The organism is Limimaricola sp., from assembly GCF_016125575.1.
Taxonomy (GTDB): Bacteria; Pseudomonadota; Alphaproteobacteria; order Rhodobacterales; family Rhodobacteraceae; genus WGLM01.
Map to the genome: position 1 here is coordinate 148,444 of NZ_WGLM01000006.1, position 17,997 is coordinate 166,440.

Below are 17,997 nucleotides of genomic sequence, written 5' to 3' on the forward strand. Positions count from 1 at the left end.
CCGTCGCACAACCCCCCTATCCTGAAAAGAAGGGCCAGACGCATGGGACCCAACGCAAAAGGGGCGCTGTTGTCGCTGACGGCCTTTGGCATTTACGCGACCCACGACGTTGTCATCAAGACGCTCGGCGCAATTTACGCCCCGCCGCAGATCATCTTCTTCAGCGTGATCCTCAGCTTTCCGCTGGCGATCTTTGCGATCATGCGCGATTCCGAGCCGGGCACCCTGATTCCCGTCCACCCGCGCTGGATGGCGGCGCGCACAGTCTCGGTCGTGCTGAACGCGCTGGCGGGGTTTTATGCCTTCAGCGTGCTGCCGCTGGCGCAGACCTATACCATCCTCTTCGCGATGCCGTTGCTGATCACCCTTCTGGCCATCCCGATGCTGGGCGAGAAGGTGCGCCTGCGCCGGGGCCTTGCAGTGCTGGCGGGGCTGATCGGCGTGCTGGTGGTGCTGCGGCCGGGCAGCGCACATCTGGGCCTCGGCCACCTCGCTGCGCTGGGGGCGGCGACCTGCGGCGCCTTCTCGTCTGTCGTGGTGCGCAAGATCGGACCGGACGAACGGCCGGTCACCATCATGATTTACCCGATGATCGCCAACTTCGTGGTGATGGGCTGCGCCCTGCCCTTCGTCTATCACCCGATGCCGATCGAACATATCGGCATGGCCGGTATCATCGCCGCGTTTTCGTGGACAGCCGGGCTGATCATGATCGCCGCCTACCGCCATGGCGAGGCGGTGATCGTGGCACCCATGCAGTATTCGCAAATCCTCTGGGCCACGGTCTATGGCGCACTGCTGTTCAACGAAGGCGTGGACCGGGCGACGGCGCTTGGCGCGGCCATCATCATTGCCAGCGGCCTTTATATCGTGCTGCGCGAAGGGCGTTCGGACGCCTCGGCCAACCGCCCGGTTCTGGAGGCCCGGGTGCGCGCCGGGACCGGCACCAGCGCCATCGTCAGCCTGTGGCAAAGGATGAGCGAACGTCGCGCCCGGACCCACGCTCAGGACTGACAAACGCCGCCGACAAACGCCCTTGTCAAAGGCCCGATTACGGTTTACCCCGCGCCCCAGTCGGAGTGTAGCGCAGCCTGGTAGCGCACCTGCTTCGGGAGCAGGGGGTCGGAGGTTCGAATCCTCTCACTCCGACCAATAACTTCCCGAACAAAATTAAGTACTTAAGGAAGCGATTGGTGTAGACGGTATGGTAGAAACGCTGTTCTTTGTATGGTACGAAAAGCCGCTTTAATGTCCCTGCAACACAGTTTCTTGGCAATCGCGTCTCTGGTGATAGGATGATTTTGCATGGTCCACGGGTTGTGCACTGCCCGATGCATGAACGTGCGCCGCTTTCGGTTGCGGACTCTTCAAACCCCGTCCAGTAACCGCGCCACAAGCGCATCGATCCGCCCCGATATCCCCGCCTCTGTCAGGCTGTCCCGGACTTGACGCCTCGCGCTGCCAAAGTGCTGGTCTGCTAGGCCCGCAAGTGCGGTGACGTGGGTTTCAGCCTCTGCCCCGGCGTCTGAGATTGCGCGGTGCAGGTCGTTGCCCGCTGCAAACCGTGCGATGGGCAGGTTGAAGGCCACCTTGTCAAAGTGTCGTGCCCCAAACAGCCCCATAGACTGCCATTGTTCGGCCCGTGCCCTGACTGTTTCACTGTTCAGGATAGCAGTCAGGTAGTGGGCTTCGTCTTCTGTGTCGAAAGCGCCCCAATACAGGATGTGTTCAATGACACACTCTTCGCGGACGATACAACAAGCCGGGTTTGTGCCTGATGCTGCATAAACCACGCGGATACCGGACTGGGGAAACTGGGAAGACAGTTGCGCGGAATAGTCCAGTTGTTCAACAAAGGTCCGCTTCTTGGTGCCGTGTTCATCAAACTTGGCTTCTGCCTGTCGCATCCACTCGGCAAGATATCGGTGCCCCCTGACCCTTGCGGCGTCCGAATCCAGAATTGTGCCGTTTTCCTCTGGGATCACCGCCTCAAAAGGATTGATCACGGCAAAGGGCACGATGCTTTCGCCCAACAGTGTGGGCCTTAGAAAGCGGGCCTCAATCGAACCGCTGACAGGTTCAACCTCTTTCCAAGGCTTCTTATCATTCGAGGTTACACGGCCCCGAACATTTGGTAAGGCCGCATTCGCCTGCAACCTCCCTTGGGCAATACGTTCGGCAAAGACGAAACGGCGCGGCACAAGGATTGCGCCTTGTCGGAAACGTGTCAGGTAGGGCGATGCCTCTTCCTGTTCGGCGGGCCATTCCTGTTGTCGGTGCCTGAGTGCTGTTGCGGCTTCTGCAACGCTTGCATCACGGCGCGGCAATCTTCCTTCAAAAACCGTAATTTCTTGCGGCAACGTCACCCGTCCAGTTGCGACTTGGGCGAACAAAACGCAGCACGGGACGGGAAACAGGGGTTGAACGGCAGACGGGAAACTCCACGCCTGCGTAATCCGCACTTGGGTTCGTTCGGGCCGGAACGGTGCAAACTCCCCGCCCCGAAACTTGCGGTATGGTTTGCGGGTCAGCGCAGCATTGGGCACGACAAAGGCAATCAGCCCGTCCGCTTTCAGATACAGGTGCACGGCGCGGGCGAAAAAGTAGGCGGACAGGTCATAGCCTGACACAGAGGTCAGACCGCCCCAAAGGCCCATGTTCGTCATTTCATCCTTGAAGCGGGTTTGTGTCGGCCCGTTCATGCGGCCGTATGCCAGCCACGGCGGGTTGCCTACAACAACGTCAGCCTTCTGGCCTTCACTAGCCAGCCATATCGGGCGGGACAAGTTCCGCGCGACATATCCCCAGATATGATTGCGCCCTGCGGCGGCAAGAGCTGTCAGCGTCGCAGAGGTAGACCGCAGTATCCGGGCAGGTTCACCGGAGATTCCGTTGCGATCAAGCCAAGCCGCAAGCGCGCGCCCGTCTTCGCCACGTTCTGCGATATCCACCATGAAGGATATGCATTCGTCAAACAGGGCCGGATTGTCAGCAAGGGACGGTGGGAAGATCAGCCGCTCACGCGGCTCTGTGGCAGGGTCCGGACCTGCGGGAACCTCAATTTCCAGTTCCGCCAGTCCATGAAATTCGCGCCTGTTCCATTGCAAGGCATCGCCAAGATAGACAGGCACAGAAAAGTTCTGCGGGCGTCCCCGGCTGAATACATCCACCAAGGCCAGCAACCATGTTGCCCGCGCGAAGATCACCGCGACAGGGTGTACGTCTATGCCCATGATGTGTTGGGATGCTAAAGTGACAAGGTCTGTCGCGGGCATTCCGTTTGAAGCAGCAACAAGCCTGCGCAAGCTGTGGAACAGGAACGTGCCAGACCCACAAGCCGGATCAATGACACGCTGTTCTGTCGGGCGCGTCACCGCCTCTGCTACCACCCGCTGCGCTAGCCAATCGGGGGTGTAGTATTCGCCAAGATCGTGCCGCGTTTCGGGGTCTATCAGGCTTTCATACAGCCCTTTGAGAATGTCCGCTTCCACGTCGCGAAGTCTGAATCTGCTAACGTGGCGGACAAGGCGCATGACAAGTGCCTGACCCGCTGGACGTGTCAGAACCCAATCAAAAAAATCGCTTTCAACAGCCCCTGATATACCGTTGTCAAAGAACAGCTTCCCGCCAAGGATTTCAGCCGGGTCTCCGTTTGGGTCTATGTCAAAAAACGCAAGTGTTGCAGCGGCCTTGGCAACGATAGTCAGGTAAGTGTGTTGCAAGAACAGGTCGCTTGAACCGATTTCTGTGCCATAGGCCTGTGACAGCAGGCGTGACCAGATATCCAATTTTGTGCGGACTTCGCTGCGACTTCGTGCCTGTTCCCAGATATCGGCAAGTTCGCGCATGGCGCGGGCAAAGTGGACGCTATCGCGGCCCAATTCGGTCTTGATCGTTTCAATGTCGGGGTCCAGCTCATCGCGTAACGCGACCACGCTTTCCAGCCAACGCGGCAAGGCGCGGGGGTCTGACGCTACCGGGCGAAATGATTGCCCCACCTCCTGCAGGGCTTCATCGCGCAAGACATAGGCCTGAAACTCCGCGCCGTCTGTAGCGATACCGACGTAGTCGTTACCGGTGCTATCCAGACGTTCCACAAGGTAGCGCAAAAGTTGGTGTTCCGCGTCGTCGCGTTCGCGCCGAAGATCAGACTTGATTTCAAAGACTGTGCGCCCGAGCAAAGCATCTATCCGACCACGGCGCGGGGTCGCGTCAGCGGCAAGTACGTCGCGGCCTGCAATCTGCAACTCAAATACAACAGCGCTAGAAGAGTGCCCGAGACCGTCCGTAAGCACCCGGTGCAGTTCGCTGCGCACCATCTCATGCCCCGGCCTTGATGCCAGACTCCGCGAAATCTCTTCTAGCTGACCAAGCCTCACGCTATGTCCCGCCCAACTTTTTGTTTAAGATCAACTGAAACTGCCATTTGTGCAACGCCATCTTCCCGCGCTGCTCGCGGCAGGCATGGGACCTTTGGACGAAGAGTCTTGTGTTCGTAGAGCAACTACAAGCTTTAGTTGCATTACGCGTTTACAGCCACTGTGAAGGTATGTTGACCGGGGGTGTACCCCTAGGTGGGTCCCTGATTGTATTTTATTATCAATATTTTACATGTTAGTGCAGCTAACATTTACACGTTCGACAAGAGAGCTTGGAGTGGCACAATCAGCATCAAGCCGATGAGGGGCGTTAGTCTGCGTCGTGCAGGTAGCGGTAGACTGACGACCGTGCCACTCCAAGGGCTTTGGCGATAGACGTAGGATTTTTCCCTTGTGCTCGCAGGGCGACGATTTTTTCTGCGTCTATCGAAGCGGGACGGCCCTTGAACGGGCTTTCTGGGCCTTTGGCGAGTGCGGCGTCGATCCCTTCCCTTTGACGTTCTGCCCTGATCGTTGCTTCAAACTCACCGAACGCGCCAAGCATCGTGAAAAACAGTTTGCCAGCGGCGGTGTTGGTATCAATGGGCTGTTCGAGAACGCGCAGGTGCACTCCCTTGTCTTCAAGGGTCTTGGCGATATCCAGAAGGTCGCGTGTTGAACGAGCCAGACGGTCAAGGCGCGTACAAACGACAGTGTCACCCTTGCGGACTCCGCGCCCCAGAAGCTCAGCTAGCGCCGCCCTGCCGTCGCGGCTGCGTCCGCTCACTTTCTCTGAATACAAGTGTTCAGGGCTAACCCCCGCCATGCGAAGAGCATCTTCTTGGACGTCAAGCGACTGTCCCCGACTGGATACCCGAGCGTAACCGATCAACTCGCCCATGATCTGCCCTTTCTGTCCGATTTGACTGTCCTTTAAATTATACCTGTCCGAAAATGGATTCGGCAAGTCTATTCGGACGCTTCGGGAGGCCTTTTGACCGTCCCGTGTGACTATACTCAAATCGGACATAATGCGATGAGCGCCCGTCAGCAGAGAGGGCCTCCAACCTCGCACTCCCAACTATCCGAACGCGCGGGCTAGTCGCGGGGGTGTGCGGGCACAGGCCCGCATCAAAAAAATTCTATCTTTCATGGGCTTGGACGAATCCTGCGGCCTGCGGGCTATATTCCGCCAGAACCCACGGGCAGATGTGAGCAAATTCTTTTCCGTCTGATCGGTTCGTTCCTCATGCGTAACGAAGCGATCCTAGGGTCTGTTGATGCGCCGAAAGAAATCAGAATTCGAAAGAAGACCTAGAACGAACTGCAAGCCCGCAAAGGGGTCCTTCGATGCAACAGAACCAAGGAAAACAGGGGTGCGGGGCTGCGGACCTCCAAGCCCGCGGAACCTCGCATTCGCCAGCTCATGTCCGCAACACGGCACATGATTGCCCTCCCCCCGCTAACGCGGGAGGTGGCAAGTATGGGGCATCAGTCGATCCGATGCTTGCTCATTTCCCAGAAGTATTGGTTTTGAGACTGCGGGTCGGGAGCCTCCATGAAACTGATTGCGTACCGCACTTCCTGATTACCCTCGAACGAAGTTACCTCATATGCACGGCGGGCAGTCTCGCGAAAGGCGGTGACGATGCCGCGCGCATGATTGTAGCTCCCGTCGTCACGATTGTAGCCCCAGCCGTCTAACAGGAGAGGCTTGCCGTCATCCGCCACGTTCAACTCTTCCCTAATGCTAAACACTGCCAGTCCCTTGCGACCGCGTACCTCAGCAGTGCCGCCAGCTCGGAACAAGGTTCCATCGACATGGGTCGATGCAAGATGCTGAATGAACATCTCAACCCCATTGTCGCCACCGGTCGCTCCATATGAGCGGAGACGCGCCTCATTTTCCAAGAACCCTCGGATTTCTGCGTCGCGAAGGATTCCCCCCATGACCCGGCTCCATGCCTCGAAGCTCGCCTTTGGCCTCCCGGTCCACGGCTTCATCCCCTTGGCGACCCAGTTCTGAACCAATGTCAGGATCGCCCAAACCAGTTTGGGTCGGTTTTCCTGAGTCCAAGCTTCCAGATCAGGATGACGAAAGCCCGTCCTGTTTTCTGGGTTCGGCGTCTTCGCATCGAGTTCAATCATGACCATTCGGCGAAGGATTTCGCTAGTTCCCTTGATGTTATTTGCGGCCGCGACCCATGTATGGCGAACGTCTGCCTCAACCATGCGACTGGATCCCAAAAGGCGCGTCCGCACCCTGCCTTCAGACACGTTTGACGCGAATGACCCTAGCGAGATTGCTGCGTTCATGTTGTCGAAGAAGGTGAACTCGGAAGAATGGTTGATGTGTGCGCCCATCACTTTGGCGTACTCTTCGTCTGACGTAGGCATAGGCTCCGCCGCTGCCTTTCTCCCCGTCGCTGCGAGTGTAATAGCGCCTACCAGTCGACCAGCTCCGGTCCCCGGTGCAGGCTTTGTCGGAGCGTAAACAGGAGTTGGGCCAACGATTAGATCGCGAACGGAGCGTTCGATACACATGCAAACTGCGTGGGCAATAGAGGGCATTGGCTCGCTGCCGGAAACGTTGTGCAAGCCACGATTCATACGTTCTTGGCGGTCGACAACACCTTCGAAGGGGAAATCGCCCATCATTTCTTCAATCAGCAACTGCTTTGCCTCGTTGACTTCCGTGAGTGAGGGTTCGGCGCTGACGGGTGGAACATCCAGCTCACAGTCAAGGAACGTCTCGGATAACTTGTCATAGCCAGCAGTGTCGACCCGACGTCCGTCTGAAGCAAAGAAGGGCGAAGATTTTACTTCGGCAAGGACGGCATATTCCTTGTCCAGCCGGTTGTAGTTGTGCCTCACGATCTGCTTGGGGGCGAATTCAATCCTCTTGTCGTCCTCGCCCTTCCTGCGAAGCCAAAGCGTATTTGAGTCGAGAATTGTGCCGAATTGCGCCTCACTGAGCATCCTGCGACTGCCTTCGTGCAGATCACATACATCGCCCTTGAAAACATAGATTACAGGATCCCCATTCGCATCCACTGCGTCCCGAAGCCGATCCTGTGCGAACTCAGCCATTTCATGGTCAGACCATTCGTTCACCACAGGGATTGTATCCGCTCCGCGCTTTGGGCGGTTTGCCGAGGCCTGTTCGGCCACAATTCGATTTACAACTTTTCGCGCATCGCGCTTCCCTAAGTGGACGTGCTTGCTCTCGACAAAGCGATCCACGAGGTAGTTCAGCGCTTGAAGGTCGGTTTTGAAGTTGATCGACCGGCACAGGCGGCGGATGAGGGCGTCAAGTTCCAGAGAGTCGACGTGCGCCTTGACCCCAGTAAGGGCTTTGTCGATCTGTGCGAAGGCCTTCGGTTTCTTAACCTTGGCTTGTGGCCGCTCTGATTTCTCTTCAGCCAATCGTTGACGATCATAGACCCACAACTTTTGCTGGAAAAGGATGCAGCGTGCGTCGCGGTATGCGAATGCCAAAGTTCCGTCGCCCTTAGGCCAATCGGAAAACCTCTGTTCTACAAAGTCGATCAGGATCGCGGCTTGCTTCTTGGTCGGTTGCCAGTTTTGACAGGTCAGATCGACGTGCAACCCATGTTCTGAAAAGAGTTCATGGTCGGTGAGACAAACCACAGCACGCTCCCAGTCTGATCGAGGATCGCTGGAGGGCGCTTGCAAGAGTTCTTCTAGGTCCGCCCATTCATCTTCTGCCATCCCGCTGAGGCCAGAAGTTGAGCTGAGGTACACGGGTACTAGTGCGGGACACTCTCCCGTGTCGTATTCGAAGGCGCGTTGTTCTTCAATCTCAGCGAAAATTTCGTCGAGGCTGTTCTTATTATGGTCTAATGCCATGATAGGTCTCCTTTCTATGCGGAGACCTCGAAACTTACAGGAAGGGTCTCCAACGATTTTGAACTGAATGCGTCATGTGACGTCTCCTGAATTCGCTCATGAAGTCTTGTACCGGAGCGTTCGGCAGTTTCGATATCTGACAAATAGAGTCGGAGTTTTCGCGGAGCAATGTTTACTTAGAGAACACAGCGTTTCCAAATTGGAAACGGATGGCGAAGGGCATAACGACTGCAACTTTCTGAGGGTTGCAGTTGCACAGGCCGACAGCCGCTGTAGGGGAGCAACTTTAAGTCACTGACAAGAGTAAGGTAGATTTGTGGCAGAGGTGCCGCCTCCGGTCACCATTATATCTCATAAATACACATCAAATCAAAGCCTTACCGAGTTTTCTCGGTGATCTAGGCGCCATTTTATGGGCCAAATTTGCTTCGCCAAATTTGCTTCGGTGGGAGCCTGCCTAGAGCTTGAAGCGAGCGACTCTAAGTCGTGCATTGTCAATGCGTGGAGTAGGTGCGAGTTCATGGTGCGCTTCTTAAAGTGTGCGTAGATCAGCGCAATCTCGCGTTTTCTGATGAGGAACAGAAGCGGGAATGGAAGACTGAGGCGCTTGCCGCTCTTAGGCCTGCCCAGCGGATGAACATGGCTCGGGCCGGAACGCTGGAAGGCTACCTCAATCAGAAGATTAAGGAGCTGCTGGAGGGGATGCGCTGATGCTGGAGCCGAATGACTTCGCTGTGCTGACGCCCATCCAGCGACAGCACCGGGCTGAGCGGCACGCGAGGTCGCGCCGGGCCCAGCGCATGCGCGAGGATTGGACGCCGGAGCAACTTGCGGCTGAATCCGGGCAAGGGGGGCGTCGTTGAGGACACGTGGACGGTGACCTGCCGCCATGCCGCTTGTGAGCGGTCGGGGCAAGCTCGACTTCCTCGCGGAAATGCTGCGGGCCGGGTAGTTCACCGAAGACCCGATTGTCAGCGACGAATTCGTGTTGCGATATGACGGCGACGGGCCGGACCCGCTTCTGCCCGAAGAAGAACGGGAGGTGCTGCGCAAGGAAGCTGGCGACGACTTCGAAGCCGAAGCGCTCGCGCTGACGCGTGACAACACCGAAGCCAAAATCCGCGAACTGATCGGGCGGGCATTCGTGGCGGGCGTGAACCTGACGCAGCGCGGGAAGATCGCTGAGGCGGTGGCGAAGAACACCACCCCGGCAAAGCCCAAGGTCAACAAGATGTGGACCGAACTGGACGCCGACAATCGCCGCGTGGATCGCGCAAAGGCCAAGATGGGCACGGGCGTCGCCGTGGTGAATGAAGACTACTTCCACGATATCGCGGATTATGCCGTCCGCCAGATTGCCGCCAAGAACGCCGAGTCCCCGTTCCTCTTCCAACACGTGGGCGAGCTTTCAAAGGTCCGCACCAAGGACGGCGCGCCCCAGATCAAGAAGGTGTCCGAAAAGCGGTTCGCCCACCTTTTGAATAGCTGCTCCCGGTTCGTCCGCGTTAGCGGTGAAGGTAACAGCGTCGGCGTCAGCGCACCTTTTGACGTGGTGAACCACCTCCTTGGCACCGACCTGTAGGAATATCCGCGAACTTCTAAACGGCGATGCTGACCCGTCGAGCCCTTATGATCACGACATGATCGCGATCAAGGGGTGGGGCTACACCGACGACGGCTATTCGTCGCGCAACGGCAACGCCAGTAAGAGGTTCCGCGACTAGGTGAAGGGTGAGCGGGAGGGGCGCGACGCCGAGGGCGCCCTCTGTAGGCTTGAGTTCGATGAGACCAAGGACTCGAGTCAAACGTCGGTCTACACGCTCAAGAAGACGCTGTTGCAGGCGGCGAGGAAGAAGGCGGCATAGTGGTGGCGCTCGTTTGGGCGCTGAGTGCCCCTGAGTCGCTGAGTGACTGAGTGACTGAGTGAATCCTTCCACATCCCTCTGGCCCATAGGGAGGACACTTTTTTTGCGAGGGGTGAGGGGTGGGCGTGAAAAAGAGTCCTTTTCTACATAGAATCCTAGATACTAAGATTCGCTCAGGCACTCAGCGCCCGCCTTTCGCGCTTAGTCCAGCAACCACGGCTTCATGAAGCCCCTTGCCTTTTCAAGCTGTTTTTCGGCATGTGTATCGCTGGCGCTCTGCGCCCGAAGATGTTCTTCAAGAGCCTCGCGCAATTCTCTCCAGCCGACACCCTCCTTGCGCAGTTGCCCCAGCAAAATATACGCACTTTCCTCGTCGCTAGGGTGCCCTGCAAAGATCAGGTCCTTTTCACCAAAGCAGCTAGCAATTCGATTTTTCCAACTCATCCCAGACGTCTCTCCATGTATTGAGTCCATACTCGCTACGGCTTGTGGGTAATCAGTGAAACTATGTCTCCCCGAAACGTGATGAGCGCCCCGAGCAAGAAAAGGGCTGTGAGGACCGAAGTAACGATGAAACCCTTGCCGGGCAGGTGGTCAATCTTGACTTCCGCTGCCCGAAGTCTGTCTCGCACTTCCTTCATGTCTTTTTGCATATCGTTCGCGGTTGTCGAAAGATTTGCGGTTCGCTCGTTCAACGTAGCAACATCACGTTGAATCTCGCTCAGAGCTTGAAGAATAGTCATTTGATCGAAGGGCGAGTTCGGTGTCCCCGCAGGGTTTGGGTTCGCGGGCGCGCTCGTGCCGGTGGTTCTCTTGTCTGTCATGCTATGTTTCCGACTTCTTGAGCGAGAGCCAGTCCCACATGTCTTTATCATGCCAACCGAAGTATGACGTCACCAGCAATATGATCAGCTTACCGAAGTTTCCGTCCGAGGCATTCAGCCTGTCTGACAACTCTTTAGGGGTCACGTCTGCAGCCACCAGCCACTGCCCCGGGGCTACCGTGCGACAATTTCTTTCACCGAACTTCACCGCGATTGCGACTCCGAGGTCAGGCCGGTCCGTCTCTGAAGCCAAAAAGTAAATCTGCATCTCGTCCCTCAGATAGCGACCGGCGTCCCGCCCAAACTTATCCTAGCCTGAAAACAATGACCAACGATGGGCATCGCAGCAACAACGTGTGTGTCCGCTTCTAAGCCAGTTCTCGCGCCAACCCAACTATCACTATGATCCGCAGCCCCCTACCGCAAGGGGATGGTCGTATGCGCGCCGAAAAACCGCCCGCAGCCGCCGTCGAGACGCGACCTGTAAACCGCCCATAAACCGCCCATTTTAGTTCACGTTCTGTCCTCATCCCTCCACGGGCCAGAAAAACGCACTTTTGCCGACTCAACACATTGAAACCACTAACGAATAATGCCTCCCGAAGATACAAAATGGCCTAGGGTCCCTTGCGCCGGTCTGACCCTACGGCAAATCCGCCACGTGCACGTTTTGGGCAGCTATGACGGGTGTTCATCCCGTCATACATCTGGCACACTGCCACGAAAACAAGAGGAGTAGACACGGATTTCCATGGTCGTGGACAAATCAATACTTGCGGCGACCACCCGCCTTTTCTCGTCGGCAGTGTTTCACCAGTTGGCCAAGAAAGGCAAGTCTCCGCTTTTCGCTCGCTTGGTGCGGGAGATTGGGCGAGAGCGCTTTTCAGAAGCGTTCTCAGTTTCCGACGTATTCAATTCAGCGTTCAAAGCAATCGACTCGCCCGGGACTCGCGACGAATACGTTTACAAGTCTGCTATTGCTGAAAAAGTCCTCCTTGGCCGTCACAGTCTGCGCACTGCGTCCATGCTGACCGAGGTTCGAGTGGAGGGCAACAAGGCAGATGTTGTTATCCTTAATGGCACGTCCACAGTTTATGAAATCAAGTCTGAGCGCGACAGCCTAACCCGACTTCCTAGCCAACTTCAGGCATATCGGCGGGCCTTTGCGTCTGTAAATGTGATCACCTCGGAAGCACATGTGGATAGAGTAAGTGACATCGCTCCGCGGGATGTAGGGATATTGGTCTTAAACTGCCGTGGGCAGATTTCCGAGATACAAGCGGCCACAGATCGCCCGGAGAGAGTAAACCCGGCGACACTGTTTGACGTGTTGCGGATACAAGAAGCATGTCGAATTCTTGACAGTCTTGGGGTGGATGTGCCGCAAGTTCCTAATACTGAAAGGTTCGGAGTCGTTCGTGAGTTATTTGTGGAGCAAGACCCGGCTGCGTTACATCATAGAGCCGTCGCGGTTCTGAGGAAATCCCGCAGCCAGATTGGGCTTGGGGAGTTTTTGGCCAATCTACCTTCTTCCTTGCAAGCGGCGGCGCTTTCCACTCCAATAAGGCGAAGCGATCAGCCTAGACTTATTGCGGCGGTTGAGACACCAATATTGGAAGCTGAACACTGGGCGTAGTCACAATGTATCACCCCTATTTTCGCGGAAAGCAGTATGAACTGATCACAATCCGGGAGAACGCCAATTTACTTGCGGGCGCGGATTTCATTCCGATAATCGAGCCAGTCAAAGAAGCCCTCAACGGTCTTGGCCGCGCGTTAACGGCAGTTGGTGACGCGGGCGGCAGTGCAGTCGTCATCGTTAATCCTCACCACGGCGATCATGCGGATGATGGCGAGCGGATAATCGAGTTCTTACAGGATGGCCCCATTGAAGAGGTCGATGTGTCTCCCGCTGTTCTTCTCAAGGAACAGTGCACCGTGGATGAGGCGGTCCGGCTCTGCGGTGAGTTCGAGGATGATCCCGTGACCTTAGTTCACGCTGGATTCGCCAACGGCGCGGCTTTGGCGGACGCGCTGGGGGCGAGGGTAAATGATCTGCGTCATGTGTTTCTCGAAGACAGTTGTGGGCGGTTGTATCGGCGACATTTTCAGAGTGACGAAAGGGTCCTCCTGCGGGATGGCTTTGAACGCAGACGCAATCGAGATCATCCACCGGTAGAATTTTTTTCCGATCTACATGTGACATTTGCCGAAGAGGGAATGAGCGGTTTCGGTGATTTCTTGACCGTGGGTGATGATTTCTCCGAGACTGGCGGACCTGCCTACGCAATCGCTGTCCATCTTACGTTCATTGACCCCGCGCAGGATGATGCGATGTTTGTCCGACACTTCCTGTCGGTGCGCCAAGACACGCCAACTGACCCGGCAGGCAAATTTGCGGAAGCGTTGGCAGCAATGATTGAAGTCCTTGACCGTGGTGACTCCCCAATACTGGAAACAAATGCGGTTCAAGAATTCCGGCAACTGCACGCGGATCGCCATTATCCCGGGTTGGGATATGTTAAGAAGCTATCCATGCAGCATCATATTGAGACTCTTGCCGACTATTTCGAGGAATAATCATGCTCTGCTGTGCCAACTGCTTTGGCGATGTGGGGCTTCGCGACATCCTCCCCTCACTTTCTTCAAAGCAAGGCAAATGCGACTACTGCGGTTCGGAAGGTATGGACCTTGTGGAGCCTGACAGATTGTTCGATTTATTTTCCACTGTGACCAATATCTATGAGGAGTCTGTGGACGGGCAGGAGTTGGTCCAATGGTTTCGTGATGATTGGGCGATGTTTCAGCACGCGCATATGGATGGTTTTCGAGCCAAGGATTTGCTCGCGGAGATTCTGAATGACGCGGAAGCTCTGCGAAGAAAGTACCGTCCTTCTGATCGGTTCAAGAGCAACCGTTTGGAGCGATGGGAACAACTTTCCGAAGAGCTTCGCAGCCGGAACCGATATTTCCCTGAGGTTGAAATCGACTTCGAACGCCTTGGAGAATTGCTCAAGTTCCTTCGCGCCCCAGATTTTTCTAACAGATGGTATCGCGCGCGAATAAACGCAGGCAGTGCAGCCTACTCCATTGAGAATATGGGGGCTCCGCCCATTGGTGTCGCATCGCATGGCCGCGCGAACCCGCCGGGTATTCCTTATCTTTATGTTGGCTCGACGCCAGAGACTTCGATTGCGGAAATTCGACCGCACACAGGTGAGACAGCGACAGTGGCGGAATTCGCGATTGCCGCGAAAGACTTGGCCTTGGTTGACCTGAGATCGCCAAAGCAACTGATTTCGCCGTTCTCTCTCGGTGATGAAGACAAGATTGGCGCGCTGCGCGGAGACATTGATTTCCTAGAACGGCTGGGAAACGAACTGACCCGCCCGGTGAGGCCGCAAGCGGCGGCGGTTGAGTATGTGCCCAGTCAATATCTTTGCGAATTCATCAAGCGTTCCGGATGGGACGGCGTGTTGTATTCAAGCTCGGTAAGCGACGGTGTGAACCTTGCAGTGTTTGATCCGGCCAAAGCGACGCCCAAGGGTGTAACTGTCTGGCGGGTTGACAAGGTCACGGTGGTGGTCGTTTCAGAGGGTTGACCTTGTGGGGCACTTTTATCGTCGCTCTATTCGCGCCTGTTTCGCGCAAATGTTCCCAATGGCGGTAGGGCTCAGATTGAATCCACGCGCCAAGCTCGCTGTCGTCTCACCCGCTAGGTTCCGCTCGAAAATCAGTGCATTGCCATCGGCGTTGTCTGCCCGTATTCGCGCATCCCGCTCCATTTTCTCTTTCTTCACGGCCTGTCCCCGGTCGAATTCGGTTCGCGCGGTCTCGGACCAGACAAGATATGCCTCGGTGTTATTCTTGCGATTGCGGATGCGGACAACATAGCGCCCGTCAACCATCCCGCGCATCTCATAGGAGCCATCCACGAAGACCGCGAAAATAGGGAGGATTTCCCGCCCTAGGCGACATCCTGCACCCCATGCCGCCGGGAGAGGAATGTCTACTTTTCAGCTTCAAGCCGAAGTTCCTCTTCCTCAAGCTGTTCGGGGGTCATCTGGCGGCGTAAGCGTTCCGCGTTCCGCCACTTCGCCCGGCGAGTTGCAAGGCGCTTAGGCCCCCTGACGGGGGCCTTGCCGTTCGGGTAAATGCTCCTTGCTAGGTGCAGTCAGCCTGCGAGGCTGCCGTGTCGGACGAGGGGCAGGTTGGATTCACCAGTACCGTATCGATTCCAGCGCCTTGCGCATCTGCGCCATGCCATCCGGCGTCTGCCCAAGGGGCGTCTTGTAGTGGCGCAGCTTGCCTTGCCCCCCGGTGTGCCCAATGATCCCGCGCATAAGGTCATCAGTCGCGCTTTGGCGCTGTAGGCGGTCAATCAAGGTATCTTTGGTGCTGTACAATACGTGGCGGTCATTGGTGAGCCCGCCTGCCCGGATAATGTCGGTGAACTGAGACGTAAACGCCCGCGCGAGGGAGTCCGGTTTTGTGGGCTGACCATAGACTTTGCCCTGCCGAATGGCTGTTCTGCCTGCTTCCAGTTCGCGGACGAATCCGCCGCCTGCAAGAAAGGCGGGCAGGTCCGACAAATGCTTTGCGAGCGGGATGCGGCGCGCGGCTTTGGTCTTGGTCTTCTTGATGTGCAGCGCATCACCCTTCACGCTATCCGGTCCAAGGTAGAATAGTTCGACAGGTCGCATCCCGGTGTAAAGAAGGACGCGGAAGCCCATTAGGAACGCTGCGCGGCGCGAAGGTGACAGGCCGCTCTTACTGTTCGGCCCCCAAGCCTCATTCAACAGCTTCCAGACGTGCTTGATCTGATCGTCGTCAAACGCTTGCCAGCGGGTATCTTCCACCGTGGTCGTAATGTCTGGCATAACTATGTCCGGGAAAGTCAGACCGGCGAGGGCTTCCTTTTCGCGCGGTGCCCAGCGCCAGAGCGTCTTCAATGTCTCGAAATGTTTTGCGATGGACTGCGGCTGTACCCCTTCGGCGACAAGCATGTCGCGATGGTTTTGAAGGCGGGCCTTCGTGTAGTAGTCCGGGGGGTGGTTTCCTTGCGCGGCGGTCAGGCGACGAATTTTTCCTTCATAGGCGACTCTCGTCTTGGGCTGCTTCGCGGCGGCGTAAACGGACATCAACTCTTCGATACAGAGCGACGTATCGACGCGGGTGTCTGGCACCAATTCAGCAATTCTAGCGGCTAACGCCGCGTGGTAAGCATCCCAGATCATAGCGTCTGTCGGGTCTGTCGGGCGTTGTAGCGGCTGTGGTTCGAGTGTCAGGATCATCGTAAGGCCGGGGTCCTCCACAGGCATATAGCTGCCATCGCCGAACGCCTGCGCCGCAAAGACCGCGAGCCTATCGCGTTCGGCGCGGGCGGGAAGGGACCGGACCTGTTTCATCGTTTCGGGCGTTCGACGCCACTCTTGGGCATCATAGTCGCGGGTAGCCATCTCGAAGGTTCCAACTACCGTCCGCCGAAAATCGTTGTGATCGACCCGCGCCTCGGAGGTCTTGAATCGGTCAATCAAGGCGTTGTGTTCATCGGTCAGGGCCAAGCCCCGCCTAACGGCGACGGTCGGGTCTGACCCGAGCGACAAATCCCATACGGTCCGACCAAGGAAGGCCTGCAGTTCCAAGGGCACCCGGCGTTGATACTTGTAGGCCCCCTTTGGTGTCTTCGTGACGTGACGGGGAAGGTCTGTATTGACGCGTCGGGGGGCGGGCAAGGAAGCCTCATGTATGGGGAGTGTATGGTAGAGTATGCCTAAATGTATGGTAGAAATGGCCTTTTTTGGCAAGCGGTCTTGCCTCAAACCCAATAAAATAGGGGATTAGACGCATTATGAGAACTTCGAATCCTCTCACTCCGACCATTTCCCGCAAATTCCTAGCCTCTTGCCGCGCTGACTGCCTGCGTGAAATCGGCCCATAGATCCTCGGCCCCTTCCAGCCCCAGCGACAGCCGCACAAGGCCGGACGGCACGCCAAAGCGATGGGCGGCATTCGCTGTTGGCCCGGCGGCCAGCCCTGCGCGCGCGGGGTAGCACAGGCTTTCGAAGCCGCCCCAGCTGACCCCTAGCCGGAAGATCCGCAACCCGTCGCAAAGCCGCGGAATGTCGACGCTGCCGTCGAACTCGACCGACAGAAGGCCCGACCGCCCGGTCAGGCCCGGCACGGTATTGGCCCCCGGCGCATGAACGGCGCGCACGCCCTTCACGCCCGCCAGCCGGTCCACGAACAGCCCCGCCGTTGCCTCGTGCGCGCGCATGCGTACCGCCAGCGTGCGCAACCCGCGCGTCAGCAGGAACGCCTCGAACGGGGCGAGCTTGGCGCCCAGAAGCGGCAGCGTCAGCGCGCGGATCTGCGCGATCAGCTCGGCACGGGCCACCACCACCCCCGCCACAGTGTCGGAATGGCCCGAGATGTATTTGGACGCCGAATGCAGCACCACGTCGATGCCCAGCCCCAGCGGCTGCTGGACCACCGGCGTGGCCCAGGAATTGTCGATCACCGTCAGCACGCCCTGCGCCCGCGCGCGCTCCGCCACGCGGGCCAGGTCCACCGTCTGGAACATCACCGAGGTGGGGCTTTCAAGGTAGGCCAGCCGCGCGCCGCGCAGCACCTCGGGGTCCTCTGCGAAGGCCGCGACCGGGTGATAGGTAATCTCCACTCCCCAGGGCCGCAGCATCTGTTCGAAGAAGCGGTAGGCGTCGGGATAGACATGCTCGACGCAGGCAATCCGGTCGCCCGGCCGCACGAAGGCCAGAACGGTGCCCGAGATTGCCGCCATCCCGCTGGCAAAGCCCACGGCCGCCGCGCCCTCTTCGGCCTGCGCCATCAGCGCCTCGAAGGCGGCGACGGTGGGGTTGCCGACGCGGGTATAGATCGGCGCCGAATCGCAGCCGGTCATGCGCGCCTCGAAGGCGGCGTAATCGGGATAGGTGAAGAGCGAGGTCTGCACGATCGGCGGCACGACCGGCCCTGGCCCTTCCAGCGCGGCGGCAAGAATCGTGTCGAGGGTCAGGTCGGGCATGGCCGGGCTCCGCGCGGGGGACGGCGCCAGAGTTTCAT

Annotated in this window: 13 protein-coding genes and 1 tRNA gene; 6 read left to right on the forward strand and 8 right to left on the reverse strand. The window is 57.5% G+C overall.

Going from position 1 to position 17,997, the window contains the following annotated elements:
* Positions 1 to 42 precede the first annotated feature (42 nt).
* Both GC146_RS16380 and GC146_RS16385 read left to right on the forward strand, forming a co-directional pair.
* Positions 43 to 1,014 (forward strand): DMT family transporter, encoded by a 972-nt coding sequence (locus GC146_RS16380; RefSeq protein WP_291841104.1) that lies wholly within the window; start codon positions 43 to 45, stop codon positions 1,012 to 1,014.
* A 61-nt stretch (positions 1,015 to 1,075) separates the two neighbouring features.
* A tRNA-Pro gene (locus GC146_RS16385) sits at positions 1,076 to 1,152 on the forward strand.
* Between the two features lie 215 nt (positions 1,153 to 1,367).
* On the opposite strand, the gene GC146_RS16390 is transcribed toward GC146_RS16385, so the two are convergent.
* The 3 genes from GC146_RS16390 to GC146_RS16400 all read right to left on the reverse strand — a co-directional run bounded on the left by GC146_RS16390 (position 1,368) and on the right by GC146_RS16400 (position 8,228).
* Complete coding sequence (locus tag GC146_RS16390) at positions 1,368 to 4,319, reverse strand: N-6 DNA methylase (protein ID WP_291841106.1); 2,952 nt, start codon at positions 4,317 to 4,319, stop codon at positions 1,368 to 1,370.
* Between the two features lie 370 nt (positions 4,320 to 4,689).
* Positions 4,690 to 5,259 carry a recombinase family protein gene (locus GC146_RS16395; protein ID WP_291841108.1) on the reverse strand — a complete coding sequence of 190 codons (570 nt, stop codon included), beginning with the start codon at positions 5,257 to 5,259 and terminating at the stop codon, positions 4,690 to 4,692.
* 590 nt (positions 5,260 to 5,849) lie between these two features.
* On the reverse strand, positions 5,850 to 8,228 hold the full coding sequence (locus GC146_RS16400) for a hypothetical protein (RefSeq protein WP_291841110.1): 2,379 nt from the start codon (positions 8,226 to 8,228) through the stop codon (positions 5,850 to 5,852).
* A gap of 985 nt (positions 8,229 to 9,213) precedes the next feature.
* Here GC146_RS16400 and GC146_RS16405 point away from each other — a divergent pair.
* Positions 9,214 to 9,810, forward strand: a complete 597-nt coding sequence (locus tag GC146_RS16405) for a hypothetical protein (RefSeq protein WP_291841112.1) — start codon at positions 9,214 to 9,216, stop codon at positions 9,808 to 9,810.
* Positions 9,811 to 10,294: 484 nt separating this feature from the next.
* On the opposite strand, the gene GC146_RS16410 is transcribed toward GC146_RS16405, so the two are convergent.
* Genes GC146_RS16410 through GC146_RS16420 form a run of 3 tightly spaced genes read right to left on the reverse strand, consistent with a single transcriptional unit; the run spans position 10,295 to position 11,185 of the window.
* Positions 10,295 to 10,537, reverse strand: coding sequence for a hypothetical protein (locus GC146_RS16410; RefSeq protein ID WP_291841114.1), 243 nt, complete (start codon positions 10,535 to 10,537; stop codon positions 10,295 to 10,297).
* A 35-nt stretch (positions 10,538 to 10,572) separates the two neighbouring features.
* On the reverse strand, positions 10,573 to 10,917 hold the full coding sequence (locus GC146_RS16415; protein WP_291841116.1) for a hypothetical protein: 345 nt from the start codon (positions 10,915 to 10,917) through the stop codon (positions 10,573 to 10,575).
* A gap of 1 nt (position 10,918) precedes the next feature.
* Positions 10,919 to 11,185, reverse strand: a complete 267-nt coding sequence (locus tag GC146_RS16420; protein WP_291841118.1) for a hypothetical protein — start codon at positions 11,183 to 11,185, stop codon at positions 10,919 to 10,921.
* A 483-nt stretch (positions 11,186 to 11,668) separates the two neighbouring features.
* Between GC146_RS16420 and GC146_RS16425 the strand changes: the two genes are divergently transcribed.
* Genes GC146_RS16425 through GC146_RS16435 form a run of 3 tightly spaced genes read left to right on the forward strand, consistent with a single transcriptional unit; the run spans position 11,669 to position 14,519 of the window.
* Entirely contained in the window at positions 11,669 to 12,553 is an 885-nt protein-coding gene (locus tag GC146_RS16425) for a sce7726 family protein (protein WP_291841120.1), read from the forward strand.
* 5 nt (positions 12,554 to 12,558) lie between these two features.
* On the forward strand, positions 12,559 to 13,497 hold the full coding sequence (locus GC146_RS16430; RefSeq protein ID WP_291841121.1) for a sce7725 family protein: 939 nt from the start codon (positions 12,559 to 12,561) through the stop codon (positions 13,495 to 13,497).
* 2 nt (positions 13,498 to 13,499) lie between these two features.
* The gene (locus GC146_RS16435; protein WP_291841123.1) at positions 13,500 to 14,519 is read left to right on the forward strand and encodes an RES domain-containing protein; all 1,020 of its coding nucleotides are present in this window, start codon (positions 13,500 to 13,502) and stop codon (positions 14,517 to 14,519) included.
* Between the two features lie 615 nt (positions 14,520 to 15,134).
* On the opposite strand, the gene GC146_RS16440 is transcribed toward GC146_RS16435, so the two are convergent.
* The gene (locus tag GC146_RS16440) at positions 15,135 to 16,745 is read right to left on the reverse strand and encodes a DUF6538 domain-containing protein (RefSeq protein ID WP_363241764.1); all 1,611 of its coding nucleotides are present in this window, start codon (positions 16,743 to 16,745) and stop codon (positions 15,135 to 15,137) included.
* A gap of 68 nt (positions 16,746 to 16,813) precedes the next feature.
* A complete protein-coding gene (locus tag GC146_RS16445) occupies positions 16,814 to 17,959 on the reverse strand; it encodes a PLP-dependent transferase (protein WP_291841127.1) in 1,146 nt (381 codons plus the stop codon).
* Positions 17,960 to 17,997: the final 38 nt, after the last annotated feature.